Genomic DNA, 21,450 nt, shown 5'->3' on the forward strand with positions numbered 1-21,450 from the left:
TGCCCGATATCGAGGTTTGAACCTCAAAAATCAAGGCTGGTCCGAGAATGGGATGTTATCTGGGCTGCCGCGTCAGGCGCGCCAGAAGCTGTGCGGTATAGTCGACCATCGGGACGACCCGCGAATAATTAAGCCGTGTCGGACCTATCACGCCGACGGCCCCCACGATGCGTTCTTCCTGATCCCTGTAGGGGGCGACAATCAGGGACGAGCCGGAGAGCGAGAAGAGCTTGTTCTCCGACCCGATGAAAATCCTGACGCCCGGCCCACTTTCGGCAAGGTTCAGTATCTCGATGAGGCTGTCCTTCTTCTCCAGATCGTCGAAGAGCAGGCGCAGCCTGTCCAGGTCGTCGAGACCCGTCATTCCTTCGAGAAGGTTTGCGCGCCCACGCACGATCAACTGGTTCGGCTTGCCGTCTTCGCGCGTCCCGGACCAGACGGCCAGGCCGCGCTGCACGAGATCCTGCGACAGCGCTGTCAGTTCGGTCTGAACCTGCGTCTTCAGCCTCTCGAGTTCAGCGCGAAGCTCAAGGAGAGTCTGGCCCGTCAGATGAGCATTGAGGAAGTTTGCGGCTTCTGTCAGCTGCGAGGAAGTTACTCCCGCAGGCAGGTCGATGATGCGGTTTTCCACCTGGTTATGTTCGCCCACCAGGACGGCGAGGGCCTTGGTCGGCTCCAGCCGGATGAACTCGACATGTTTGAGAATAGGATCACTCTTGGTGGTGACGACGATGCCGGCGCCGCGCGAGACACCGGAGAGCATCCGGCTGGCATCGTGCATCAGGCTCTCGAGCGGTCGGTCACGGTCCTCCGGGCGGATTTGCCGTTCAATGCTCGTCCGCTCCTCCTCCGAGAGGTCACCCACCTGCATGAAGGCATCGACGAAAAAGCGCAGGCCGGACTGGGTCGGCAATCGCCCTGCGCTGACGTGTGGGGAGTAGATGAGACCGAGCTCTTCCAGATCGCTCATGACATTGCGGACAGATGCCGGCGATAGCGACATGGGCAGGAGGCGGGAGAGATTTCGAGAGCCCAATGGTTCTCCCGTTTCAAGGTAGCTTTCGACGATGCGTCTGAAGATCTCACGCGAACGGTCGTCAAGCACCGCGCCGCTTTCCCTTCGTTCCATCAATCCCATCGTTCCCTTGGAGCCCTCGGTTCGTCTGGGTGGAATATAGTCATCCGGCGCGGTCTTCGCCACACGGAAGTTCTGCGCGCCTTCGGGACCGCTCCGATACGCGCCCCGCCCCTTTTCCTTTGCAAATGCCGGGCGACGTCCGTAGAACGCCTAGGAAATTCTCAGGAGCATGACATGCGGCCTTCAGGCAGAAAAACCGACCAGATGCGCAAGGTTTCCTTCGAGCGCAACTTCTCGAAACATGCGGAAGGGTCCTGCCTCGTCCGCTTCGGCGACACCCACGTTCTCTGCACCGCGAGCCTTGAGGAGAAGCCTCCGGCATGGCTTCGCAACAGCGGCAAGGGCTGGGTGACGGCGGAATACGGCATGCTGCCGCGCGCGACCGGTGATCGGATGAAGCGCGAGGCTGCGTCCGGCAAGCAAGGCGGGCGCACCCAGGAAATCCAGCGCCTGATCGGCCGCTCGCTTCGCGCCGTGGTGGACCTGAGCGCGCTTGGGGAAAAGCAGATCACCATCGACTGCGACGTCATCCAGGCGGACGGCGGCACGCGAACCGCTGCCATCACGGGCGGCTGGATTGCTCTGCACGACTGCCTGAAATGGATGGAAGCCCGCTCGATGACGAAGCTCGACAAGGTCCTGAAGGACCACGTCGCGGCGATCTCCTGCGGTATCTTCGCTGGGCAGTCGGTCATCGACCTCGACTATCTCGAAGATTCCGCCGCCGAAACGGATGCCAATTTCGTCATGACCGGCACGGGCGGAATCGTGGAAGTACAGGGAACCGCCGAGGGGGCGCCGTTCAGCCAGGAGGAGTTCCTTTCCCTGCTGGCTCTGGCGAAGGCGGGTACCGAGGAACTGGTGGCACTTCAGAAGCAGGCCATCACTGCCTGACCGGAGAGAGCGATGCTGATCGAAGGGATGCTCGAGACTGCTCTCTATGCCGAAGATCTCGATGCGGCAGAGGGTTTCTACGGCGGCATCCTGGGACTGGAGCGGATCGTCCGGGCCAGCAACCGCCATGTCTTCTTCCGGTGCGGGCAAGGCGTGCTGCTTGTCTTCAATCCGGACGAGACGGTGAAGCCGCCTGCCGTGAACGGACCGCAAGTCCCGCCACATGGCGCGACAGGCGCAGGCCATGCCTGCTTCCGGGTTGCCCGCAGCAATCTCGACGCTGTCGCCGACACGCTGAAGAAGGCAGGCGTCGCGATCGAGAGCGACGTGATATGGCCGAACGGCGCCCGGTCGATCTACTTCCGCGATCCGGCGGGCAACAGTCTCGAATGCGCCGAACCGGGCCTCTGGTCCATCGGCTGAGGAAATCAGGAACATGCGCAAACTCGACACCAGGACGATCGTCGTCGCCAGCCACAATGCCGGCAAGATCCGCGAGATCGCCGAACTGATCGCTCCGTTCGGCTTCAGCGCGAAATCTGCGGCTGAACTGGCGCTGGAGGAGCCGGCCGAGACCGGTACAACCTTCGAGGAGAACGCAGCCATCAAGGCACTGGCCTCCGCCACGGCATCCGGCCTTCCGGCGCTCTCCGACGATTCCGGCCTCGTCGTCGATGCACTCGATGGGCAACCGGGCGTCTACACTGCCAACTGGGCAGAGCGCGAGGACGGCAGCCGCGATTTCACCATGGCTATGGAGAAGGTCGAGAAGGCGCTTTCAGAGCGCGGGGCAACCACCGCCGAGCAGCGCACCGCCCGCTTCGTGAGCGTGCTTTGCCTTGCCTGGCCGGATGGCCATACGGAGTTCTTCCGTGGCGAGGTCGAGGGCCGCGTCGTCTGGCCGCCCCGGGGAGACAAGGGCTTCGGTTATGACCCGGTCTTCCAGCCGAAGGGCTATGACACGACCTTCGGCGAGATGAGCGCGGAAGAAAAGCATGGCTGGAAGCCCGGGGATTCCGACGCGCTTTCGCACCGCGCCCGCGCATTCAAGCGCTTCGTGGAAACCTGCCTGGAGAGCTGAGCCGTTGAACCCGGACGCGCCCCTTCTGCCCGATACCGGGGAACCCGGCTTCGGCATCTATGTGCATTGGCCGTTCTGCGCGGCCAAGTGTCCCTACTGCGATTTCAACAGCCACGTCCGGCACCAGCCCGTGGACCAGCCTCGCTTTACGGCCGCCTTCCTGCGGGAGATGGCCGCCATGCGCCAGATGAGCGGGCCGAAGACCGTTACCAGTATCTTCCTCGGCGGCGGAACGCCATCGCTGATGGAGCCGGGCACGGTCGCCGCAGTCCTCAACGGCATTGCCCGGTACTGGCATGTGCCGGATGGTATCGAGATCACGATGGAAGCCAATCCGTCCAGCGTCGAGGCGGAGCGGTTCCGCGGCTATCGGGCGGCAGGCGTGAACCGCGTGTCTTTGGGCGTGCAGGCCCTCAACGATGCCGACCTGAAATTTCTGGGCCGGCTCCATGACGTGGCCGACGCGCTGAAGGCGATCCGCCTGGCGCGGGAGATCTTTCCCCGCATGAACTTCGACCTCATCTATGCCCGTCCACGACAGACGGTCGAGGCATGGGAGGCGGAGCTCGAGCAGGCGATCTCCTATGCGGTCGACCACCTCTCGCTCTACCAGCTCACCATCGAGGAAGGCACGCCGTTCTACGGCCTTCACAAGGCCGGTAAGCTTGTCGTGCCCGACGGCGATCAGTCTGCGGACCTCTACGAGGCGACGCAGGAGATCACCGCCCGTCACGGACTGCCGGCTTATGAGGTTTCAAACCATGCCCGACCGGGCGCCGAGAGCCGCCACAACCTCACCTACTGGCGCTATGGCGACTATGCGGGGATCGGGCCGGGAGCACACGGCCGCCTCACACGCGGCGCGGCCAAGATCGCGACAGCGACGGAACGGCGTCCCGAGACATGGCTGGAGCTCGTAGAGCAACAGGGGCACGGCCTTGTGGACCAAGAGGACCTCGGCCGCGACGAGCAGGCCGACGAACTGCTGTTGATGGGGCTGAGATTGACCGAGGGCGTCGACCTTGCCCGCTGGCAGCAACTGTCCGGCCGCGATCCCGACCCGGTACGGGAACAGACCTTACTGGAACACGGCTTTATCGAACGCCTTGGCAATTCGAGGCTGCGCTGCACCCCGAAGGGCATGCTTATCCTGGACGCCGTGGTCGCGGATCTGGCCTGCTAGGGATTTGGGCAGCAACCGGCCCCTGCCCCGATAGACGAGAAGGCCGGCATCTCTGCCGGCCTTCTTTATCAGGCATTGTTCTCATTGATCAGCCGCTTCAGAAGCTCCACCTCGTGGCAAAGCTTGCTGTCGCCCGAGATCAGGTCTTCAATCTTTCGTACAGCATGAAGTACCGTCGTATGGTCGCGTCCGCCGAAGCGGCGACCGATCTCCGGGAACGACCGCGGCGTCAGAGTCTTCGCCAGATACATGGCGATCTGGCGAGGCTTCACCACCACACGCGTGCGGCGGTTGGAGACGAGCTCCTGCCGCGAGACATTATAGTGGCGGGCGACGATGCGCTGAATGTCCTCGATGCGGACGCGCTTTGCCTCTCCAGTGCCGACCAGATGAGCGAGCAGTTCGTCGACGCGCTCGAGCGACAGCGAAGGCTCGAACGAGCGGCGAAAGAGCAACTGGTTGAAGGCACCTTCCAGGTCGCGACCGCTATTGGCGACATTGCGGGCCACATGCGAGAGGATTTCGACCGGGATGTCCAGCGAGGCGTCTTCCTGCTGAGCCGCCTCCAGGCGACGCTTCAGCATTTCGAAGCGCATCTCATAGTCGGGGCTTTCCATCTCGATCGCCACGCCGCCCTGCAGGCGCGAACGGACGCGCGGGTCCAGAGACTCCAGTTCCCAAGGCGCACGGTCGGCGGCCACGACCACCTGCTTGGCGCTGTCGAGCAAGGTATTGAGGAGGTGGCAGAACTCGTTCTGGATCATCTTGCCCTGCAGGAACTGCATGTCGTCGATGATCAGGAGGTCGATATTGCGCAGCGAATCCTTGAGCGTCAGAGCGTTGTTGTCACGGATGGCCGTTGCGAAGCGCCACATGAAATATTCGGCGGTCAGATAGACGACGCGCGGCGCGCGGGCGCTGGAGACGGCGGCATTGGCAATCGCCTGGAGCAGGTGCGTCTTTCCGAGCCCGACACCGGAGTGGATGAACAGCGGGTTGAACCGGACGGCGCCGGCGCCAGCCTCGGCAATCGTTCGGGCCGCAGCCAGTGCTACCCGATTGGACGGACCCTCCACATAGGTATCGAAGGTGAAGCGGGAATCGAGCGGTGAGCCGAACAGCGGCGCGGCAGCACTCGGTCGCGGGCTCGCCGCGGCTGTCGGGAAAGTGGCGATCTTGCCGATTTCGCGGGATACCGGCTGCCGCGAGGCAGAGGGCGTAGCGACGGGGGCGGCCTCCGTGGCCTGAGGGCTAGTTTCTGCGGAAACCGGACGCGGATTTCGGCTGGCGCTGCGAACCAGGATCTCCACCTTCAGGATGCCCGGCTCCTCCGCCTGAAAGATGCTGGTGATCAGCTCAAGATAGCGGTTGGTGATCCACGATTTCAAAAAGGTGGTTGGAACGCTCAGCCGAACGACGCTCTTGGAGAATGAATGAAGCTTCAGGCGACCAAACCAGCTCGTGTATACATCGGCACCAACCTGGGCCTTCAACCGCTGCTTTACGCGACCGAAGAGAGCTTCATCCGTCATGTCCGAGCTTACCTCTTTTGTCTGCGTCGATGCTGTCTCGAATGCCTGTCGTACATGGCCCGCCTCGCCCAATGCACGTGCCGCCGTATTCGTCTGCATTTATTCTGCCGCCTTCTAGTTCCTGTACCAGCGGCACCGCTGCCGCCAGACCATCCTCGATCTCGCAAGCTCGACCTGCTGCTGCATCATCGTCGAGCCGTCCCTGCTTCCTTTGTCGTCGTTGCGGTACAGTCAAAGATACCGCTCCTCGAACCTACCGCCGCGTCTCCGCGATCATTTACCCGGGCTCCCATCCTCGTCCTGACGAGACCCGTCCCCACTTCCTCCTTGTCTCCGGCCGAAGCCAGTCGTCGCATACCGGTCCCGTTCGCATTCCCGACAGGAATCCGGCGCACAACCTTTGGTTACATGGAAAGCGGACATCGCAGTCCGCAACAAGAGCCAAAAAGCTGCTGCTCCGCGCCAGTAAAACGCGAATGGCGGCGGCTTTCTTGAAGTCGTCCCCGTGCCCTTGCTGAATTCATTTAGGCAGGATCGGAGGTGGAGATCAATGCTGATTTTTACCCAAAATTAATTGGCAAGCGTTGACTCTTCCGGCCCGGTTTGCATCACCTGAAAGGCGCCCCCGAGAATCCTTTTCGAATCAATAGGATTCCAAAACGGCGCGTGAATGGAGCAGGTATACAGAGAAAAAATAAAAAAGTGCTTGACTCGTTTCCCGCCCAACCCCGGAAGACGACAGAGGCTCCACTTTTCGGAGAGCTCCCCCAAGTAATTGGAATCGATAGATTTTCTGTGTCATGTCGCCGACACATCCGCGCGGTGGACCGTCACAGAAAAGAGACAGACGAGCCGGAATCAGAAAAGCCCAGCACGCGTGCCAGGCTCATCACAGAATTTTGAATTGCTAATATTAGGCAGACAGAGCCTTCACGCGAGCCGCCAGACGCGACACCTTGCGCGATGCAGTGTTGCGGTGAAGGACACCCTTGGTCGCTGCGCGATGGATCTCCGGCTGCGCCGCCTTCAAAGCTTCGGCGGCAACTGCGACATCACCCGTAGCAATCGCTTCTTCCACCTTGCGGATGAAGCCGCGAACGCGCGAACGGCGAGCCTTGTTGACTGCGGTACGGCGAGCGATCTTGCGGGTCGCCTTTTTCGCCGAAGTTGTATTGGCCATTTATGCCTCTCTACGAATTCGAACCAAACTCCACCGTTGCCGCGGCCGTCAGCGACCAGATCTTCAGCAATTGGGGAGCATTAGAGGAAGCCTTGATCAGGCTTTCCCAACTGTGGCGCGGCATATAACTTGAATGGCGCCCGCAGTCAACGCGCATTTTGCCTTCACCGGTTGGTGAAGTCGGGCTTCCGCTTCTCCATGAAAGCAGCCATGCCTTCCTTCTGGTCGGCAGTAGCGAACAGGGACTGGAACAAGCGCCGTTCCAGGCGCAATCCTTCGGCGAGCGTCAGTTCGTCGGCGCGATTGACCGCGTCCTTCGCCATGAGCACGGCGACACGCGAGAAGGACGCAATCTTCGCGGCCGCCTCCAGCGCCTCGTCGAGCAGGCGCTCCGTCGAGACGATGCGGGCGACGAGTCCAGCCCGCTCCGCCTCGGCCGCGTCCATCATCCTGCCCGTCAGCACGAGGTCCATGGCCTTTGCCTTGCCCACGGCCCGCGTCAGCCGTTGCGACCCGCCCATGCCTGGGATAACGCCAAGCGTGATTTCCGGCTGCCCGAACTTCGCATTCTCCGCTGCGATGATGAAGTCACACATCATCGCCAGTTCGCAGCCTCCTCCCAGTGCATAACCCGAGACTGCGGCAATGATGGGCTTGCGTGTCGCAGCAATCGCCTCCCAGCCGCCCAGCAGGTCGTCCAGGTATGCATCCACGAAATTTACGGGCTGCATTTCCTTTATGTCCGCGCCGGCGGCAAAAGCCTTCTCCGAACCGGTCAGCACGATCGCACCCACCTGCGGATCGACATCGAAGGAGCGGAGCGCCTGCGTGAGCTCGCGCATCACGGTCGAGTTCAATGCGTTCAGCGCCTTCGGCCGGTTCAGCGTGATCAGCCCGACATCGCCGCGTGTCTCAATCAGCAGCGTTTCGAAATCCTGCATGGTGGTTCCTCCCTATTTCTGGCAACTCGCACAATAGAAAGACGAGCGGCCAGCCTGGATGATGCGCGAGACCGTACCGTTGCAGCCCGGCGTTCTGCAAGCCTCCCCTTCGCGGTCATAGACGGAGAAGGAATGCTGGAAATAGCCAAGCGAGCCGTCCGTCTGGATGTGGTCACGCAGGGAGGAACCACCAGCCGCGATCGCATCGGCGATGACGGCACGGATCGCTTCCGTCAGAAGCAGAAGCTGCTTCTTTGGCCCTCCCGTCGGCGTCACCAACGAGCCTGACTTTCGAAGCGGCGAGAGGTGTGCGCGCCAGAGCGCCTCGCAGACATAGATGTTGCCGAGCCCGGCCACCACGCTCTGGTCGAGCAGGGCACCCTTGAGCGGCTGGGTCCTGCCGCCAAGCCTGCGTGCCAGATAGTCCGCATCGAGCAGGTTGCCGGTCGGTTCTGGCCCCAGCCCGGCGAAAGGCGGATAGGCATCGAGCTGGCTGCGTTTCCACAGATGCATGAAACCGAAGCGCCGCGGATCGTTGTAAACCACGCGCGACCAGCCCTGCGGCGTGCGCAGATGGAACAGGACATGGTCATGCTTCCCGTCCTTCGAGCGCGGAAGAGCGAAGCCGCCTGGGGTCTGGGAGGCCGCCTCTCCCTCGACCCTGAAGGATCCCGACATTCCGAGGTGAGAGATGATGGTCATGTCGTCGTCTAGGTCGATCAGCAGATACTTCGCGCGCCGCCCCAGCGAAACGATCCGCCTGCCTTGTGAGGCATCGGCAAAGTTCTCGGGAAGCGGGAAGCGCAGATCCTGCCGGCGCAGTTCCAGCCTCTCGATGGTGGAACCTTCCATGGCCGGCGCAAGTCCTCGCCGTACCGTCTCCACCTCTGGCAATTCCGGCATGACTATCTAACTTCCTGTTCCAAGCCCCGCCCGCCTCGTCTATAGACCAAGGCCAGCGGTCGCATTGTCATCGACATGCGGCACAGATAGCGAGGCTGGAGCGATTTCGCCATGGCCAGCGACCGGACGAGCAAGGAGTTCCGATGAGTGAAGCACGCACCTCCGCAGAAGGCGGCATGGAGACGTCCTACGGCTTCCGCCAAGTTGCCGAGGGCGAGAAGCAGCACCTCGTCAACGACGTGTTCCACAAGGTCGCCAAACGCTACGACATCATGAACGATGTCATGTCGGGGGGCTTGCACCGGCTCTGGAAGGACGCCCTGGTCACCGCGCTCAATCCTCGCAAGGATCCTTCTTACAAGGTACTGGACGTTGCCGGCGGCACGGGCGATATCGCCTTCCGGATCGTCGAGGCGTCCGGGCGGAAGGGCCATGCGACGGTGCTCGACATCAACGGTTCGATGCTCGCGGTTGGCGCTGAACGTGCGCGAAAGAAGGGCCTGTCCGACAACCTCACCTTCGTCGAGGCGAACGCCGAAGAACTGCCGTTCCAGCCGAACAGCTTCGACGCCTACACGATCGCCTTCGGCATCCGCAATGTGCCACACATCGATGTCGCGCTATCGGAGGCCTACCGCGTCCTGAAGCGCGGAGGGCGGTTGCTGGTGCTGGAGTTTTCCGAGGTCGGGCTGCCGCTCCTCGACCGGTTCTACGATGAGTGGTCGTTCAAGGCGATCCCTCAGTTCGGCAAGATGATTACCGGCGACAGCGAACCCTATCAGTATCTGGTCGAATCCATCCGGAAGTTTCCCAATCAGGAGAATTTCGCGGCGATGATCCGCCAAGCCGGCTTCTCCCGCGTCACCTATACCAATTACACCGGCGGCATTGCTGCGCTGCATTCCGGCTGGAAGCTTTGACGCCGATGACAGGAATGGAAATGCGACGCGGCGGGGGCTGCCCATGAGCACGATCGGCGCCTATTTCAGGCTTGTGCGCGTGGGCTGGGTGCTTGTCCGCGAAGGCGTCGTATCGGCGCTGCCGACGCAGGACATGCCGCCGTCCATTGGCCTGCTCAAATCACTGGCAGAACCTTTCGCCCGTATCCGTGCCAAGCGGCAGGCCCGCAGCACCCGCCTGTCACGTGCCGTCGACCGGCTTGGCCCCTCCTATGTCAAGATCGGCCAGTTTCTTGCCACGCGCCCCGACGTCGTGGGGGTGGACTGGGCGCTCGACCTCTCGATGCTGCAGGACCGGATGTCCTTCTTCCCGACCGACATGGCGAAGACGGCGGTGGAGCTTTCGCTGGGGCGAACGATCGCGGATCTCTATTCGGAATTCGGCGAGCCGATCGCCGCGGCCTCCATCGCACAGGTCCATCCTGCGTATGTCGATGGGCGAAAGGTGGCGGTCAAGGTTGTGCGACCCGGTGTGAGGCAACGTTTTGCCCATGACATCGAGAGCATGTACCTGCTTGCGCGGATGCAGGAGCGGTTCATGCCGTCGAGCCGCCGGCTACGCCCCGTCGAGGTGACGCGGACGCTCGAACAGACGACGAAGGTGGAGATGGACCTTCGCCTCGAGGCGGCCGCCCTGTCCGAAATCGCCGAGAACACGAAGAACGACCCCGGCTTCCGGGTACCGATCGTAGACTGGGAGAGAACCGGCCGCGACGTCATCACGATGGAATGGATCGACGGCATCAAGCTGTCGGACATGGAAGCGTTGCGCGCTGCCGGTCACGACCTCGATCGCCTCGCAGAGACCCTGATCCAGTCCTTCCTGCGGCACACGTTGCGCGACGGCTTCTTCCATGCCGACATGCACCCCGGCAACCTGTTCGTGGATGCCGCCGGCACCATTGTCGCCGTCGACATGGGCATCGTCGGACGCCTGGGAAAGAAAGAACGGCGCTTCCTGGCCGAAATCCTTTATGGCTTCATCATCCGTGACTACAGGCGCGTAGCCGAGGTGCATTTCGAGGCGGGCTATGTCCCCGCCCACCATGACGTCGCAAGTTTTGCCCAGGCGATCCGAGCCATCGGCGAGCCTATCCACGGTCAACCGGCCGAAACGATATCCATGGCGCGGCTTCTGGCGCTGCTGTTCGAAGTCACCGATCTCTTCGAGATGCAGACGCGGCCCGAGCTGATCCTCCTCCAGAAGACCATGGTCGTCGTCGAAGGCGTCTCGCGGATGCTCAATCCACGCTTCAACATGTGGAAGGCGGCAGAGCCGGTGGTGGGGGACTGGATCCGCGACAACCTCGGACCGAAGCGTATCGCCACAGACCTGAAGGATGGCGTCAAGGCCGCGATGAAGCTGGCCGAGGCCCTTCCCGAAATCGCCGCCAAGACCGAAAAGCTCCATCACGAGGTGGTTCACATGAGCGAGCACGGCCTGCGGTTCGACCCGCAGAGCGCCGAGGCCATTGGCCGCTCCGAGGCCCGCCACACCCGCTCCGGACGCGTCGCGCTCTGGATCATTGCGCTCAGTCTGGTCTATCTGGCGGTCGCGATCTCCTAGGACATCCTGCCAACCGCACCGCAGGCACGTGTGGGACGTTTGCCGAAAATGTGTCCGCACTCCAGCATCGCTGCGCGGGCCGAGGCCTTCATTTCGCCGGTTTCTTCACCATCTCTTAAGGAATTCAATCCTCTGGAGTAGCTTCATGGCGCTTGGCGCATCGCACCGACTGCAGGACGGGGTCGTCGCCGTCGAAACGATGACCCGCTTCGCCCTCGCAGTTCTGGCCCTTGCCTCGGGTGTCTACACCTATCTCGGAGTGAGAAGTCTGCTCGACGGCTCCCCGACCGCGGTCTTCTTTGCCGCGATCATCTATTCCGCCTCGGTATCCGTGGCGATCTATGCCTTCTGGTCGTATATGGGCCGCTTCTATCCGCATGTGACAGGCGCCGCCGCCCGCGGCGCGATGCTGGGTGTCATGGCACTTGGCTGCGCCATGATTATTGCCATGTCCAGCTGGCTGAACGCGGCAGCACTCGCCGGGTCGGCAGCGCTCGAACAGCATCTGGCGGAAACCGTCGAGGACTATACGGCCGATCTCGACAAGGCGCACCAGAACGCACTTGCCGCCCAGAGCCTGCTTCCTGACATTCAGCGGACGTCGGAGAGATTTGCCCGGCTCGCCGAGGATGAGCGGGAGTCGGGTGCGCTGACCGGCACGACCGGCTCCGGCAGCGTGGTACAGCTTCTATCACAGATGTCGGCGCAGCTTGGAGAGCTGGAGTCCGGCATCATTGCCTCCCGCGAGCGAGTGACCAATCTCTTCGATCAGGGCCGCACCCATCTCGAGACGATGCGAACCCTTGTATCGGCGCCCGGCGCCATTGCGCCCCGCAGTGACCAGTTCTCCGCCGAGGTGGTGGCGCTGTCCGGCGTCATCACATCGCTACAGCAGACATCCATCGCGCCTTCGGTCAAGCGTGCGGCCGAGGATCTCTCGCTCGGCTTCATCGCCCCGGTCGCGGATGGCCGGGCTGCGGATCTCGCCAACCGGCAGGATCAGGTCATGGCGACCATCCGGGCGTCGGTTGCGGCCCAATCGACGGTCCTGTCGCAGGCGGCGGACGACATCCTTGCCCGCGAGCCGGTTGCCGAACGCCGGTTCGTACCGCTCTCATCCGCCGAGGCGGTCTTGCGCTATGCGGATGATTTCATTCCCGCGTGGGCCGGCGCGATCTCGATCGACCTTCTGCCTGCCGTGCTGGTCTTCATGCTGGCTGTCGTCCATGGCGTCATACGCAGGCAGGACGAGCGGCTGCCCTTTGCGCATCGGATCACGGCCGCGGAGCTTCTCGAGGCACTTGAGGTGCGGCGAGCGGTGGAGCGGAGCGGGCTTGATCCCGAAAATGCTATCCGGCAGGCGGAGACGCAGGATCCTGCCTCCGACCATCCGACCAACATAACCAACCTCGACATGCCGCCGAAACTGCCGCGAAAGGGGCCGCAGGCATGAGGCCATCACGCCTTGCCTCCCGGCTCAAGGACCTTTTCCTGCGGACCGACGATGGCTCGCTGATGCGTTATGCGTTCTTCGGCTTGTTGCTCGCTTCGGGTGCCTTCGTCTTCATCGACATGCGCGAGCTGAGCCTGGCGAATGCCTCGCTTCCCGGTCATGACCCATTGCGAACGGATGCGCCGGTCCTGCCGCCCGCGCTGACGGACGGGGTGCCGCAAGGGCCGCCGGTACAGCCGTCCAGCCCTCCGGAGGTCCTCCGCCAACCAATCCGGTTCGAACTCGCCGCGGGCGGAGAACTGAAGGCAGAAGGCTCCATCGATGTCGGCGCCGCTGCGCGCTTCGCCGAGGAAATCGAGGCTCGCGGCGAATACGTGAAATCCGTAACGCTGAACTCGCCGGGCGGTTCGGTCGACGACGCGCTGGAGATCTCGCGGCTCATTCGGGAGCGAGGGCTAAACACGAGGGTCGAGACCAAGGCGCTCTGCGCGTCCTCCTGTCCTCTGGTTTTTGCCGGCGGCGTAGTGCGCGAGGCGGAAGCCGATGCCGTCGTCGGCGTCCATCAGGTCTTCAACGGAGGACAAGCGCGGCCGACGGCAGAAGAGGCTATGTCCGGCGCCCAGAACACCACGGCGAGGATTGTCCGGCATCTGGAAGAGATGGGTATTGGCGCCGGTCTCTGGCTCAACGCGCTGGAGACCCCGCCGGACAGGCTCTACTACCTGACGCCCCAAGAGATGGCCGAGTTCAAGCTGACGACGCCGAGCGCCGCCACCGCACAAGCTGCCAATTAGCTGGACCGCCTGTTCCGGCCGGCTTGCCCCAAGTTGCAACTTCTGGGGTAAACGCTTAGCTTCCGCCGCATTCTCATGGCGGGTCTCTTCATGGAACTTGGCGGCAAGCGTATTCTTCTGATCATCTCGGGCGGCATCGCCGCCTACAAGAGCCTCGACCTGATCCGGCGGCTCAGGGAACGCGGCGCGGACGTACGGCCGGTGATGACGGCCGCCGCACAGGAGTTCGTGACGCCGCTCGCGGTCGGGGCCCTTTCAGCCTCGCATGTCTATAGCGACCTGTTTTCCCGCGAGGACGAGCAGGATGTCGGCCATATTCGCCTCGCCCGTGACTGCGATCTGGTGCTGATTGCGCCTGCGAGCGCCGATCTTCTGGCAAAGATGGCCCATGGCCTCGCCAACGACCTTGCCAGCACAGTTCTGCTCGCTACCGACAAGCCGGTGTTGGCGGCACCAGCCATGAACCCGAAGATGTGGTCGGCGCCCGCAACGCAGCGGAATGTCAACATGCTGCGCGCCGACGGAATACGCTTCCTCGGCCCGATGCGCGGCGAGATGGCCGAGTCCGGCGAGGCAGGTCTCGGGCGGATGGCCGAACCGGTCGAGATCGCCGACGCGGCAGCAGCCCTGCTTCGAGACCGTGATCGGCCGCTGGAAGGCCGGACAGCACTTGTCACGTCCGGACCAACCCATGAGCCCATCGATCCGGTCCGTTACATTGCCAACCGCTCCTCGGGTCGCCAGGGCCATGCCATAGCAGCGGCTCTCGCCCGTCTTGGCGCCGACGTCACCCTCGTCTCGGGGCCGGTCACCATTCCAGATCCTGCTGGCGTGACGACGGTTCATGTCGAGCGTGCGGAAGAGATGCGTGATGCCGTGCTGTCGCGGCTGCCCGTCGACATGGCGGTGATGGTAGCGGCCGTTGCGGACTGGCGCGTTGCCACCTCCTCCGATCAGAAGATCAAGAAGCAGGCAGGAGATGCCCCTGCCCCACTGATCCTGACGGAGAATCCGGACATCCTGAAGACCGTGGGCCATCACGTGAAGCGCCCGCGGGTGGTCGTGGGCTTTGCGGCCGAGACGCAGGACATCGAGGAAAACGCGCTCCGCAAGCTCGAGCGGAAAGGTGCCGACCTCATCGTCGCCAATGACGTTTCCCCAGAGACCGGGATCATGGGAGGAAGCCGCAACCGCGTGAAGGTTCTCTCCCCAACGGGCGTGGAAGCCTGGCCGGATCTCACCAAGGATGAAGTGGCTGACAGGCTCGCCCGCCTGATCGCCGAGCGGCTTGCAGAGCGCTAGGCCGCTCGCGCCGTCGCCTCCGGCAGGAAGGGCTCGGCATCGAGGCCGCGGTCGTTCACGACGATCATCGATCCATTGGGAATTTCCGCCCAGGAATCCGTGTCGTCGTTCAGCGGCTCGGACACGAGGCAGTAGCTCAACGTGTTGCCGAGCGGCGCGGCATAGAGCGTAGGGGGCTTGTCGTCTGTCGCATAGCGCACCGCATAAAGCGCCTCGCCATTGGAGAAGGCTGCGGTGAAGCGAACGAGCACGTCGCCGCAGACTTCCTCAGAAAGGCTCTCCACGGTCGCAATGGCGCGGGCGATGGCGGCATGAGGGTCGACCTCCAGCCCGAATTCCAGCGCCAGGAGGAAAAGCAGTTCCGAGTCGGTGGTGCCGGTGCGGGCATGGAAGAGTTCGTCGGAAAGGAGACTTTCCATGCGCCGGCGAATGCGGTCGAAGCCCGAGATCTGGCCATTGTGCATGAAGGACCAGCGTCCATGTACGAAGGGATGACAGTTGTCGCGGCGGGTTGCCCCATGGGTCGCGGCTCGCACATGGGCCAGGAAAAGCGGCGAACGGATCTGGCGCGCAATGCTGCGCAGGTTGCAGTCGGACCAGGCGGGAAGGATGTCGCGGTAGCGCCCAGGCTCCGGCCTGTCTCCGTACCAGGCGATCCCGAAACCGTCGCCATTCGTCGCAGTCTTCGCCCGGGTCGCACAATGCGACTGCTCGATCAGCGAATGGGCGGGGGAGGAGACGAGCTCCTCGAGATAGATCGGATCACCGCGATAGGCTGCCCAGCGGCACATGTTCCCTCTGACTTCGGTCACGGGCAGCGCATGCTGCCGGTTAAACAAGTTTCAACGCAGATCATTAACGGGGCGTTAAATCGGTCACCGAGCATGGCGGATTTATGACCGCCCGGCGCGTCTTCCATGGCAGCCGGACCCTGCCTCGACCTTGTCACGTCGGTTCAACGATATAGATAAAGGCGCATGCAACACTCAGATCCGTCGCAATCCGGGACACCGGAAGGGCCGCTTCAACAGATCGAATGGTTGGTCGATGCGCTGACGCGGGAACCGGAGGCTTGGGCCCTCTTCCTCGACATCGACGGTACCCTCGTCGATATCGCCCCCTCGCCGGACGCTATCGTGGTACCGCCTGACCTTCCTGGCAATCTTGTGGCGCTTTCCAGGCGCCTGAACGGAGCGCTCGCACTGGTGACGGGTCGGGCTCTTCCCTATGCCGACAAGCTATTCAAACCCTACGAGCTTCCTGTCGCCGGACTGCATGGTGCCGAACGGCGCATGGTCGACGGCTCGGTGGACGCGGTGGCGGCCACATCGGCCTTCGAGGAGGTGAAGACTGCGCTTGCGGCAGCGGCCGGGCAATGGCCTGGCGTTCTCGTCGAAGATAAGGGAGCGGCGGTTGCGGCGCACTATCGCCAGGCACCGGAGTGGCGCGACGAGGTCGAGAAGGCGATGGAATTCTACCTGCTCCAGGCCGGCTCCGATTTCACCCTGCAGCGAGGCAAGATGGTCTTCGAGATCCGGCCAGCGCGCGCTAATAAGGGAAGCGCGGTCCAATCCTATCTTGAGGAAGCTACCTTTCGGGGGCGGCGGCCGATCGCCATCGGCGACGACGTGACCGACGAGGATATGTTCCGGATCGTCAACCGAATGGGTGGCCACTCGATCCGCATCGCTGATGCCCCGGGGGGCACAGAGGCCCGTGGCATCATCGCATCGGCGGAGGACCTTCGCCAGGCCCTCGCACGTGCAGCGACAGCGGGCGATGGTTCCGAATTTCCGTCCTCAACATCATTGCCATCATCCTTGAAAGGAAGAACCGCTTGAGCCGTCTTGTGGTCGTTTCGAACCGTGTGACACTGCCGGCAAAGGGCGGGGCTGCGCCAGCCGGTGGACTGGCTGTCGCCTTGCAGGCGGCTCTACAGGAGCGGGGCGGAATCTGGATGGGCTGGTCCGGAAAGTCCAGCGGTTCCCGTGAGCCTGAGCCACTCGCCCAGCAGCAGCATGGCAATATCACCTATGCGCTGACTGACCTGACGAAGACGGACGTGGAGGAATACTACGAGGGCTTCGCCAATCGCGTTCTCTGGCCGATCTGCCATTACCGTCTCGACCTAGCCGAGTACGGCCGCAAGGAAATGGCCGGTTACTTCCGCGTGAACCGCTTCCTTGCGCATCGTCTTGCACCGCTGTTGCAGGAGGACGACGTCATCTGGGTGCATGACTATCACCTGATCCCGCTCGCGGCGGAACTGCGGCAGATGGGCTTCAAGAACAAGATCGGCTTCTTCCTGCACATCCCATGGCCTCCGGCCGACGTGCTGTTCACCATGCCGGTGCATGAGGAAATCATGCGCGGCCTGTCGCACTATGATCTCGTGGGCTTCCAGACCGACCACGATCTTTCGAACTTCGGGGGCGGTCTCGTGCGCGAGGGCATTGGCGACGCCCTCGGCGATGGTCGGTTCACCTCCTATGGCAGGACGTTCAGGGGCGGCTACTACGGGATCGGCATCGAGACGGCCGCGTTCGCCGACTTCGCGCGCAAGGCGGCAAGCAACATCATGGTGCGAAAGGCGCGACAGAGCATCGAAGGCCGCGACCTGATCATCGGCGTTGACCGGCTGGACTATTCCAAGGGGATCACCCAGCGGATCGACGCCTTTGAACAGTTCGTCAAGGCAAACCCCGGCTACCACAACAAGGTGACCTATCTGCAGATCACGCCGAAATCCCGCTCGGAAGTGCCGGAGTATGAAGCGATGCAGCGCACCGTGGCCGAACAGGCAGGCCGGGTGAACGGTGCCATGGGCACGGTGGACTGGGTGCCGATCCGCTACATCAATCGCTCGATCGGCCGCCCGGTGCTTGCCGGCTTGTACCGGCTTGCCAAGATAGGACTGGTCACTCCGTTGCGCGACGGCATGAACCTTGTTGCCAAGGAATATGTCGCGGCGCAGGACCCGGAAGATCCCGGTGTTCTTGTGCTTTCCCGTTTTGCCGGCGCCGCCCGGGAACTTCGAGGGGCGCTGCTGGTCAACCCCTATGATATCGAGGGTACGGCCAATGCCATCGCCCGCGGCCTCAGCATGTCGCTGGAGGAGCGGCAGGAGCGGTGGCGCGGGATGATGGACCACCTTCTCGAACGGGATGTCATGCGCTGGTGCGACGATTTCCTCAAGGATCTGCAGGCTTGAGAGGCGGTGAGACCCGCCTCGCGCTTTACTTTGCCGGCGTGAGCTGAGGCTCGGCCGCCGTGATCACGCCGCCTTGGCGACGTGATACTCCTTGATTGCGACCATCTTGATGGCGGGATAGCGCTCCGCCTCGTAACGTAGCGAGAATGCGTCCTGGGCCATGAAGACGGGATCGCCGTCGAGATCACGGCAGATGTCGCCGCGGCGCTGGTTGATGAACTTCTCCAATTCCGCCGGCTGGTCCGCAGAGATCCAGCGGCAGACGGAGAACCGCGCCATCTCGAAGGAGACCGGCAGACCGTATTCGGCCGACAGGCGCTCCTTCAGCACGTCCAGCTGCAGGGCACCGACGACGCCAACAATCGCCGGCGAGCCGTCCTCCGGCTGGAAGAGCTGGACGACCCCCTCTTCCGCCATCTGCTGCAAAGCCTCCTTCAGCTTCTTCGCCTTCATGGCATCTTCCAGCCGCACGCGGCGCAGGATTTCCGGCGAGAAGTTCGGTACGCCCTGGAAGACCAGCGCCTCGCCCTCTGTCAGCGTATCACCGATGCGGAGCGTGCCGTGGTTCGGGATGCCGACAACATCGCCGGCATAGGCCGTATCGGCAAGCTGGCGCTGCGACGCGAAGAAGAACTGCGGTGCAGTCAGCCCGAGCTGCTTGCCGGTGCGCGCCAGCCGCGCCTTCATGCCGCGTTCGAGCTTTCCTGAGCAGATGCGGGCAAAGGCAATGCGGTCGCGGTGGTTGGGGTCCATGTTCGCCTGGATCTTGAAGACGAAGGCCGTCATCCTGTCTTCATTGGCATGAACCGTGCGCAGATCCGCCACCTGGTCGCGCGGTGGCGGCGCAAAGGCTCCCAGCGCGTTGATGAGATCGCGAACGCCGAAATTGCGCAGCGCCGAGCCGAAGAAGACGGGCGTCATATGCCCTTCCAGGAAGGATTGGCGGTCGAAGGGACGGCAAGCCTCCCTGGCGAGTTCCGTCTCCTCGATGAAGGCCGCGCGTTCGTTTTCCGGAAGTCGGTCGGCCACGCTCTGCGGTCCATTCACGGGCAGAGGCTCCACCTGTGTGTCTGCACCGCGAAAGGTGTTGTTCGCCAGATTGTAGGACCCGCAGAACGTCTTCGAGCGGCCGACGGGCCAGGTGATAGGCGCCGTATCGAGCGCCAGCTTCTCCTCGACCTCGTCCAGGATTTCGAACGGATCGCGGCTCTCGCGGTCCATCTTGTTGACGAAGGTGATGATCGGGATATCGCGCATCCGGCAGACCTCGAAGAGCTTCAGCGTGCGCGGCTCGATGCCCTTTGCCGCATCGATGACCATGACGGCCGCATCCACCGCCGTCAGGGTACGGTAGGTGTCGTCCGCAAAGTCTTCGTGGCCCGGGGTATCGAGAATGTTGAAGACATTGCCTTCGTATTCGAAGGTCATCACCGAGGTGACGACGGAGATTCCGCGCTCGCGCTCGATCTTCATCCAGTCCGAGCGGGTCTGGATGCGGTCCTTCTTCGCCTTCACCTCGCCGGCAAGCTGGATTGCGCCGCCGAACAGCAGCAGCTTTTCGGTGAGTGTGGTCTTACCCGCGTCCGGGTGCGCGATGATCGCGAAGGTGCGGCGGCGGGATACCGCCTCTGCGAGACTTTCAGCCATGTCCGGTAAATCCTGTCAGTTGGCGCCTATCTAGCGATCCGGCCGTCTTTATGCAATTCACCTCGGAAACAAAGGAGCCTCGGCATGCGTGATATCATTGGTCCGGTCCTCAGGTTGGTCCGAATGCCTCATGGGGCAGGGCTGCCGCTGCCAACTTATGAGACCCGTGGGGCAGCGGGAATGGATCTGCCGGCCGCGATCGCGGAGGACGAGAGGCTGATACTGAAGCCGGGACAACGGAAGTTGGTGCCGACCGGCTTCATGCTCGAGATCCCCGAAGGCTTCGAGGCACAGATCCGCCCGCGCTCCGGTCTTGCCTTCAAGCACGGCATCACCTGCCTCAACACGCCCGGCACGATCGACAGCGACTATCGCGGCGAGGTGAAGGTGCTGCTCGTCAATCTCGGCGAGGAGGAATTCGAGATCTCGCGCGGGATGCGCATCGCGCAGATGGTCATTGCCCCCGTGACACAGGTGCAGGTCCACGAGGTGAGCGAGACGGGAGAGACCTTGCGGGGCGCCGGAGGCTTCGGATCAACCGGTGTGTGATTGAGCAAGCCCTGCCTCGGCCTGCCCTCCCCTTGGAACAAAATTCCGCAGCATCTCCCGGATCCGATGCGTCGTGGCTGGCGTTGAAGCAAAAGTCGCCCTACCCTATCGGTAATCTAGGGAGAGCATCATGGCAGACACAAAGAAGCCCGGCCGCGGCCGGATCTATTCCTCCATCACCGAGACGATCGGCGATACGCCCATCGTCCGCCTCGACAAGCTGGCGAAGGAGAAGGGCGTCAAGGCGAACCTGCTCGCCAAGCTCGAGTTCTTTAATCCGATCGCTTCGGTCAAGGACCGTATTGGCGTGGCGATGATCGAGAGCCTGGAAGCACAGGGCAAGATCACCCCCGGCAAGACGACGCTGGTCGAGCCGACATCCGGAAATACCGGCATTGCGCTCGCCTTCGCGGCTGCCGCCAAGGGATACAAGCTGATCCTGACCATGCCCGAGACGATGTCGATCGAGCGCCGCAAGATGCTCGCACTTCTTGGGGCAGAACTGGTGCTGACGGAAGGCCCGAAGGGGATGAAGGGTGCCATCGCCAAGGCCGAGGAGCTCGCCTCCACTCTGCCCGACGCCGTCATCCCCCAGCAGTTCGAGAACCCGGCTAACCCCGAGATCCACCGCAAGACGACGGCCGAGGAGATCTGGAACGACACGGACGGCCAGGTCGACATCCTCGTCTCCGGCATCGGCACCGGCGGCACGATCACCGGCGCGGGGCAGGTGCTGAAGGGCCGCAAGCCCGAGCTCAAGGTGGTTGCAGTCGAACCGAGCGACAGCCCGGTCCTCTCCGGCGGCAATCCGGGCCCCCACAAGATCCAGGGAATCGGTGCGGGGTTCGCGCCGCAGATCCTCGATACCGACGTCTATGACGAGGTCGTCACGATCTCCAACGACGAGGCGTTCGAGACGGCACGGCTCGTCGCCCGGCTGGAGGGCGTGCCAGTCGGCATATCCTCCGGCGCGGCACTCGCCGCGGCGATCAAGGTGGGTAGCCGCGAAGAGAACGCGGGCAAGAACATCGTCGTCATCATCCCCTCCTTCGCCGAGCGCTACCTGTCGACGGCCTTGTTCGAAGGTCTGGGCGGCTGAACATCCTGATGCCGAGT

20 protein-coding genes are annotated in these 21,450 nt (G+C 62.9%); 13 read left to right on the forward strand and 7 right to left on the reverse strand.

The window, feature by feature from the left end; translation table 11 throughout:
* Window positions 1–55: 55 nt before the first annotated feature.
* On the reverse strand, window positions 56–1,138 hold the full coding sequence (gene hrcA / locus FN060_RS13285) for a heat-inducible transcriptional repressor HrcA (protein WP_142588653.1): 1,083 nt from the start codon (window positions 1,136–1,138) through the stop codon (window positions 56–58).
* Window positions 1,139–1,312: 174 nt separating this feature from the next.
* On the opposite strand from hrcA, the gene rph reads away from it, so the two are divergent.
* Genes rph through hemW form a run of 4 tightly spaced genes read left to right on the forward strand, consistent with a single transcriptional unit; the run spans window position 1,313 to window position 4,296 of the window.
* On the forward strand, window positions 1,313–2,032 hold the full coding sequence (gene rph, locus FN060_RS13290; protein ID WP_052636600.1) for a ribonuclease PH: 720 nt from the start codon (window positions 1,313–1,315) through the stop codon (window positions 2,030–2,032).
* A 12-nt stretch (window positions 2,033–2,044) separates the two neighbouring features.
* The gene (locus tag FN060_RS13295; RefSeq protein WP_142588548.1) at window positions 2,045–2,455 is read left to right on the forward strand and encodes a VOC family protein; all 411 of its coding nucleotides are present in this window, start codon (window positions 2,045–2,047) and stop codon (window positions 2,453–2,455) included.
* Window positions 2,456–2,468: 13 nt separating this feature from the next.
* A complete protein-coding gene (rdgB, locus tag FN060_RS13300; protein WP_142588549.1) occupies window positions 2,469–3,113 on the forward strand; it encodes an RdgB/HAM1 family non-canonical purine NTP pyrophosphatase in 645 nt (214 codons plus the stop codon).
* A 4-nt stretch (window positions 3,114–3,117) separates the two neighbouring features.
* Window positions 3,118–4,296 carry a radical SAM family heme chaperone HemW gene (hemW, locus tag FN060_RS13305; protein ID WP_244665810.1) on the forward strand — a complete coding sequence of 393 codons (1,179 nt, stop codon included), beginning with the start codon at window positions 3,118–3,120 and terminating at the stop codon, window positions 4,294–4,296.
* A 68-nt stretch (window positions 4,297–4,364) separates the two neighbouring features.
* Here hemW and dnaA read toward each other — a convergent pair whose 3' ends face one another.
* From dnaA to mutM, 4 genes are all read right to left on the reverse strand, one after another.
* The gene (dnaA, locus tag FN060_RS13310; protein ID WP_425312169.1) at window positions 4,365–5,828 is read right to left on the reverse strand and encodes a chromosomal replication initiator protein DnaA; all 1,464 of its coding nucleotides are present in this window, start codon (window positions 5,826–5,828) and stop codon (window positions 4,365–4,367) included.
* Between the two features lie 913 nt (window positions 5,829–6,741).
* The gene (gene rpsT / locus FN060_RS13315; protein WP_052641590.1) at window positions 6,742–7,008 is read right to left on the reverse strand and encodes a 30S ribosomal protein S20; all 267 of its coding nucleotides are present in this window, start codon (window positions 7,006–7,008) and stop codon (window positions 6,742–6,744) included.
* A 164-nt stretch (window positions 7,009–7,172) separates the two neighbouring features.
* On the reverse strand, window positions 7,173–7,949 hold the full coding sequence (locus FN060_RS13320) for an enoyl-CoA hydratase (RefSeq protein WP_142588552.1): 777 nt from the start codon (window positions 7,947–7,949) through the stop codon (window positions 7,173–7,175).
* 12 nt (window positions 7,950–7,961) lie between these two features.
* On the reverse strand, window positions 7,962–8,852 hold the full coding sequence (mutM, locus tag FN060_RS13325; protein WP_142588553.1) for a bifunctional DNA-formamidopyrimidine glycosylase/DNA-(apurinic or apyrimidinic site) lyase: 891 nt from the start codon (window positions 8,850–8,852) through the stop codon (window positions 7,962–7,964).
* 143 nt (window positions 8,853–8,995) lie between these two features.
* On the opposite strand from mutM, the gene ubiE reads away from it, so the two are divergent.
* The 5 genes from ubiE to coaBC all read left to right on the forward strand — a co-directional run bounded on the left by ubiE (window position 8,996) and on the right by coaBC (window position 14,927).
* Entirely contained in the window at window positions 8,996–9,772 is a 777-nt protein-coding gene (gene ubiE / locus FN060_RS13330; protein ID WP_077547427.1) for a bifunctional demethylmenaquinone methyltransferase/2-methoxy-6-polyprenyl-1,4-benzoquinol methylase UbiE, read from the forward strand.
* A gap of 43 nt (window positions 9,773–9,815) precedes the next feature.
* Window positions 9,816–11,378 (forward strand): 2-polyprenylphenol 6-hydroxylase, encoded by a 1,563-nt coding sequence (gene ubiB / locus FN060_RS13335; RefSeq protein ID WP_142588554.1) that lies wholly within the window; start codon window positions 9,816–9,818, stop codon window positions 11,376–11,378.
* A gap of 145 nt (window positions 11,379–11,523) precedes the next feature.
* Window positions 11,524–12,831: a hypothetical protein gene (locus tag FN060_RS13340; protein WP_142588555.1), complete on the forward strand. Its 1,308-nt coding sequence runs from the start codon at window positions 11,524–11,526 to the stop codon at window positions 12,829–12,831.
* Entirely contained in the window at window positions 12,828–13,625 is a 798-nt protein-coding gene (locus tag FN060_RS13345; protein ID WP_142588556.1) for a COG3904 family protein, read from the forward strand. Before FN060_RS13340 ends, FN060_RS13345 begins: the two co-directional genes overlap by 4 nt.
* Before the next feature lie 90 nt (window positions 13,626–13,715).
* Window positions 13,716–14,927, forward strand: a complete 1,212-nt coding sequence (gene coaBC / locus FN060_RS13350; protein ID WP_142588654.1) for a bifunctional phosphopantothenoylcysteine decarboxylase/phosphopantothenate--cysteine ligase CoaBC — start codon at window positions 13,716–13,718, stop codon at window positions 14,925–14,927.
* Here the strand turns inward: coaBC and FN060_RS13355 are convergent.
* Entirely contained in the window at window positions 14,924–15,718 is a 795-nt protein-coding gene (locus FN060_RS13355; RefSeq protein ID WP_052641566.1) for a class II glutamine amidotransferase, read from the reverse strand. The two genes, coaBC and FN060_RS13355, sit on opposite strands and share 4 nt — an antisense overlap.
* 186 nt (window positions 15,719–15,904) lie before the next feature.
* Here FN060_RS13355 and otsB point away from each other — a divergent pair, with 186 nt between their 5' ends.
* Both otsB and otsA read left to right on the forward strand, forming a co-directional pair.
* A complete protein-coding gene (gene otsB, locus FN060_RS13360) occupies window positions 15,905–16,768 on the forward strand; it encodes a trehalose-phosphatase (protein WP_142588557.1) in 864 nt (287 codons plus the stop codon).
* On the forward strand, window positions 16,765–18,138 hold the full coding sequence (otsA, locus tag FN060_RS13365) for an alpha,alpha-trehalose-phosphate synthase (UDP-forming) (RefSeq protein WP_142588558.1): 1,374 nt from the start codon (window positions 16,765–16,767) through the stop codon (window positions 18,136–18,138). The genes otsB and otsA overlap by 4 nt, the downstream gene beginning before the upstream one ends.
* A 63-nt stretch (window positions 18,139–18,201) precedes the next feature.
* Here the strand turns inward: otsA and FN060_RS13370 are convergent, their stop codons facing one another.
* Window positions 18,202–19,785 (reverse strand): peptide chain release factor 3, encoded by a 1,584-nt coding sequence (locus tag FN060_RS13370; protein ID WP_142588559.1) that lies wholly within the window; start codon window positions 19,783–19,785, stop codon window positions 18,202–18,204.
* Between the two features lie 84 nt (window positions 19,786–19,869).
* Here FN060_RS13370 and dut point away from each other — a divergent pair, with 84 nt between their 5' ends.
* Window positions 19,870–20,334, forward strand: coding sequence for a dUTP diphosphatase (dut, locus tag FN060_RS13375; protein ID WP_142588560.1), 465 nt, complete (start codon window positions 19,870–19,872; stop codon window positions 20,332–20,334).
* A 130-nt stretch (window positions 20,335–20,464) separates the two neighbouring features.
* Window positions 20,465–21,433, forward strand: coding sequence for a cysteine synthase A (gene cysK, locus FN060_RS13380; RefSeq protein ID WP_142588561.1), 969 nt, complete (start codon window positions 20,465–20,467; stop codon window positions 21,431–21,433).
* The last annotated feature ends 17 nt before the right edge of the window (window positions 21,434–21,450 follow it).

It is taken from the genome of Pseudorhizobium halotolerans (genome assembly GCF_902153235.2).
GTDB classification, from domain to species: domain Bacteria; phylum Pseudomonadota; class Alphaproteobacteria; order Rhizobiales; family Rhizobiaceae; genus Neorhizobium; species Neorhizobium flavum.

Coding starts and splice junctions, on each gene's coding strand:
- hrcA (WP_142588653.1), bottom strand. CDS start 1,138: ATGGGATTGATGGAACGAAGGGAAAGCGGCGCGGTGCTTGACGACCGT.
- rph (WP_052636600.1), top strand. CDS start 1,313: ATGCGGCCTTCAGGCAGAAAAACCGACCAGATGCGCAAGGTTTCCTTC.
- FN060_RS13295 (WP_142588548.1), top strand. CDS start 2,045: ATGCTGATCGAAGGGATGCTCGAGACTGCTCTCTATGCCGAAGATCTC.
- rdgB (WP_142588549.1), top strand. CDS start 2,469: ATGCGCAAACTCGACACCAGGACGATCGTCGTCGCCAGCCACAATGCC.
- dnaA (WP_425312169.1), bottom strand. CDS start 5,828: ATGACGGATGAAGCTCTCTTCGGTCGCGTAAAGCAGCGGTTGAAGGCC.
- rpsT (WP_052641590.1), bottom strand. CDS start 7,008: ATGGCCAATACAACTTCGGCGAAAAAGGCGACCCGCAAGATCGCTCGC.
- FN060_RS13320 (WP_142588552.1), bottom strand. CDS start 7,949: ATGCAGGATTTCGAAACGCTGCTGATTGAGACACGCGGCGATGTCGGG.
- mutM (WP_142588553.1), bottom strand. CDS start 8,852: ATGCCGGAATTGCCAGAGGTGGAGACGGTACGGCGAGGACTTGCGCCG.
- ubiE (WP_077547427.1), top strand. CDS start 8,996: ATGAGTGAAGCACGCACCTCCGCAGAAGGCGGCATGGAGACGTCCTAC.
- ubiB (WP_142588554.1), top strand. CDS start 9,816: ATGAGCACGATCGGCGCCTATTTCAGGCTTGTGCGCGTGGGCTGGGTG.
- FN060_RS13340 (WP_142588555.1), top strand. CDS start 11,524: ATGGCGCTTGGCGCATCGCACCGACTGCAGGACGGGGTCGTCGCCGTC.
- FN060_RS13345 (WP_142588556.1), top strand. CDS start 12,828: ATGAGGCCATCACGCCTTGCCTCCCGGCTCAAGGACCTTTTCCTGCGG.
- coaBC (WP_142588654.1), top strand. CDS start 13,716: ATGGAACTTGGCGGCAAGCGTATTCTTCTGATCATCTCGGGCGGCATC.
- FN060_RS13355 (WP_052641566.1), bottom strand. CDS start 15,718: ATGTGCCGCTGGGCAGCCTATCGCGGTGATCCGATCTATCTCGAGGAG.
- otsB (WP_142588557.1), top strand. CDS start 15,905: ATGCAACACTCAGATCCGTCGCAATCCGGGACACCGGAAGGGCCGCTT.
- FN060_RS13370 (WP_142588559.1), bottom strand. CDS start 19,785: ATGGCTGAAAGTCTCGCAGAGGCGGTATCCCGCCGCCGCACCTTCGCG.
- dut (WP_142588560.1), top strand. CDS start 19,870: ATGCGTGATATCATTGGTCCGGTCCTCAGGTTGGTCCGAATGCCTCAT.
- cysK (WP_142588561.1), top strand. CDS start 20,465: ATGGCAGACACAAAGAAGCCCGGCCGCGGCCGGATCTATTCCTCCATC.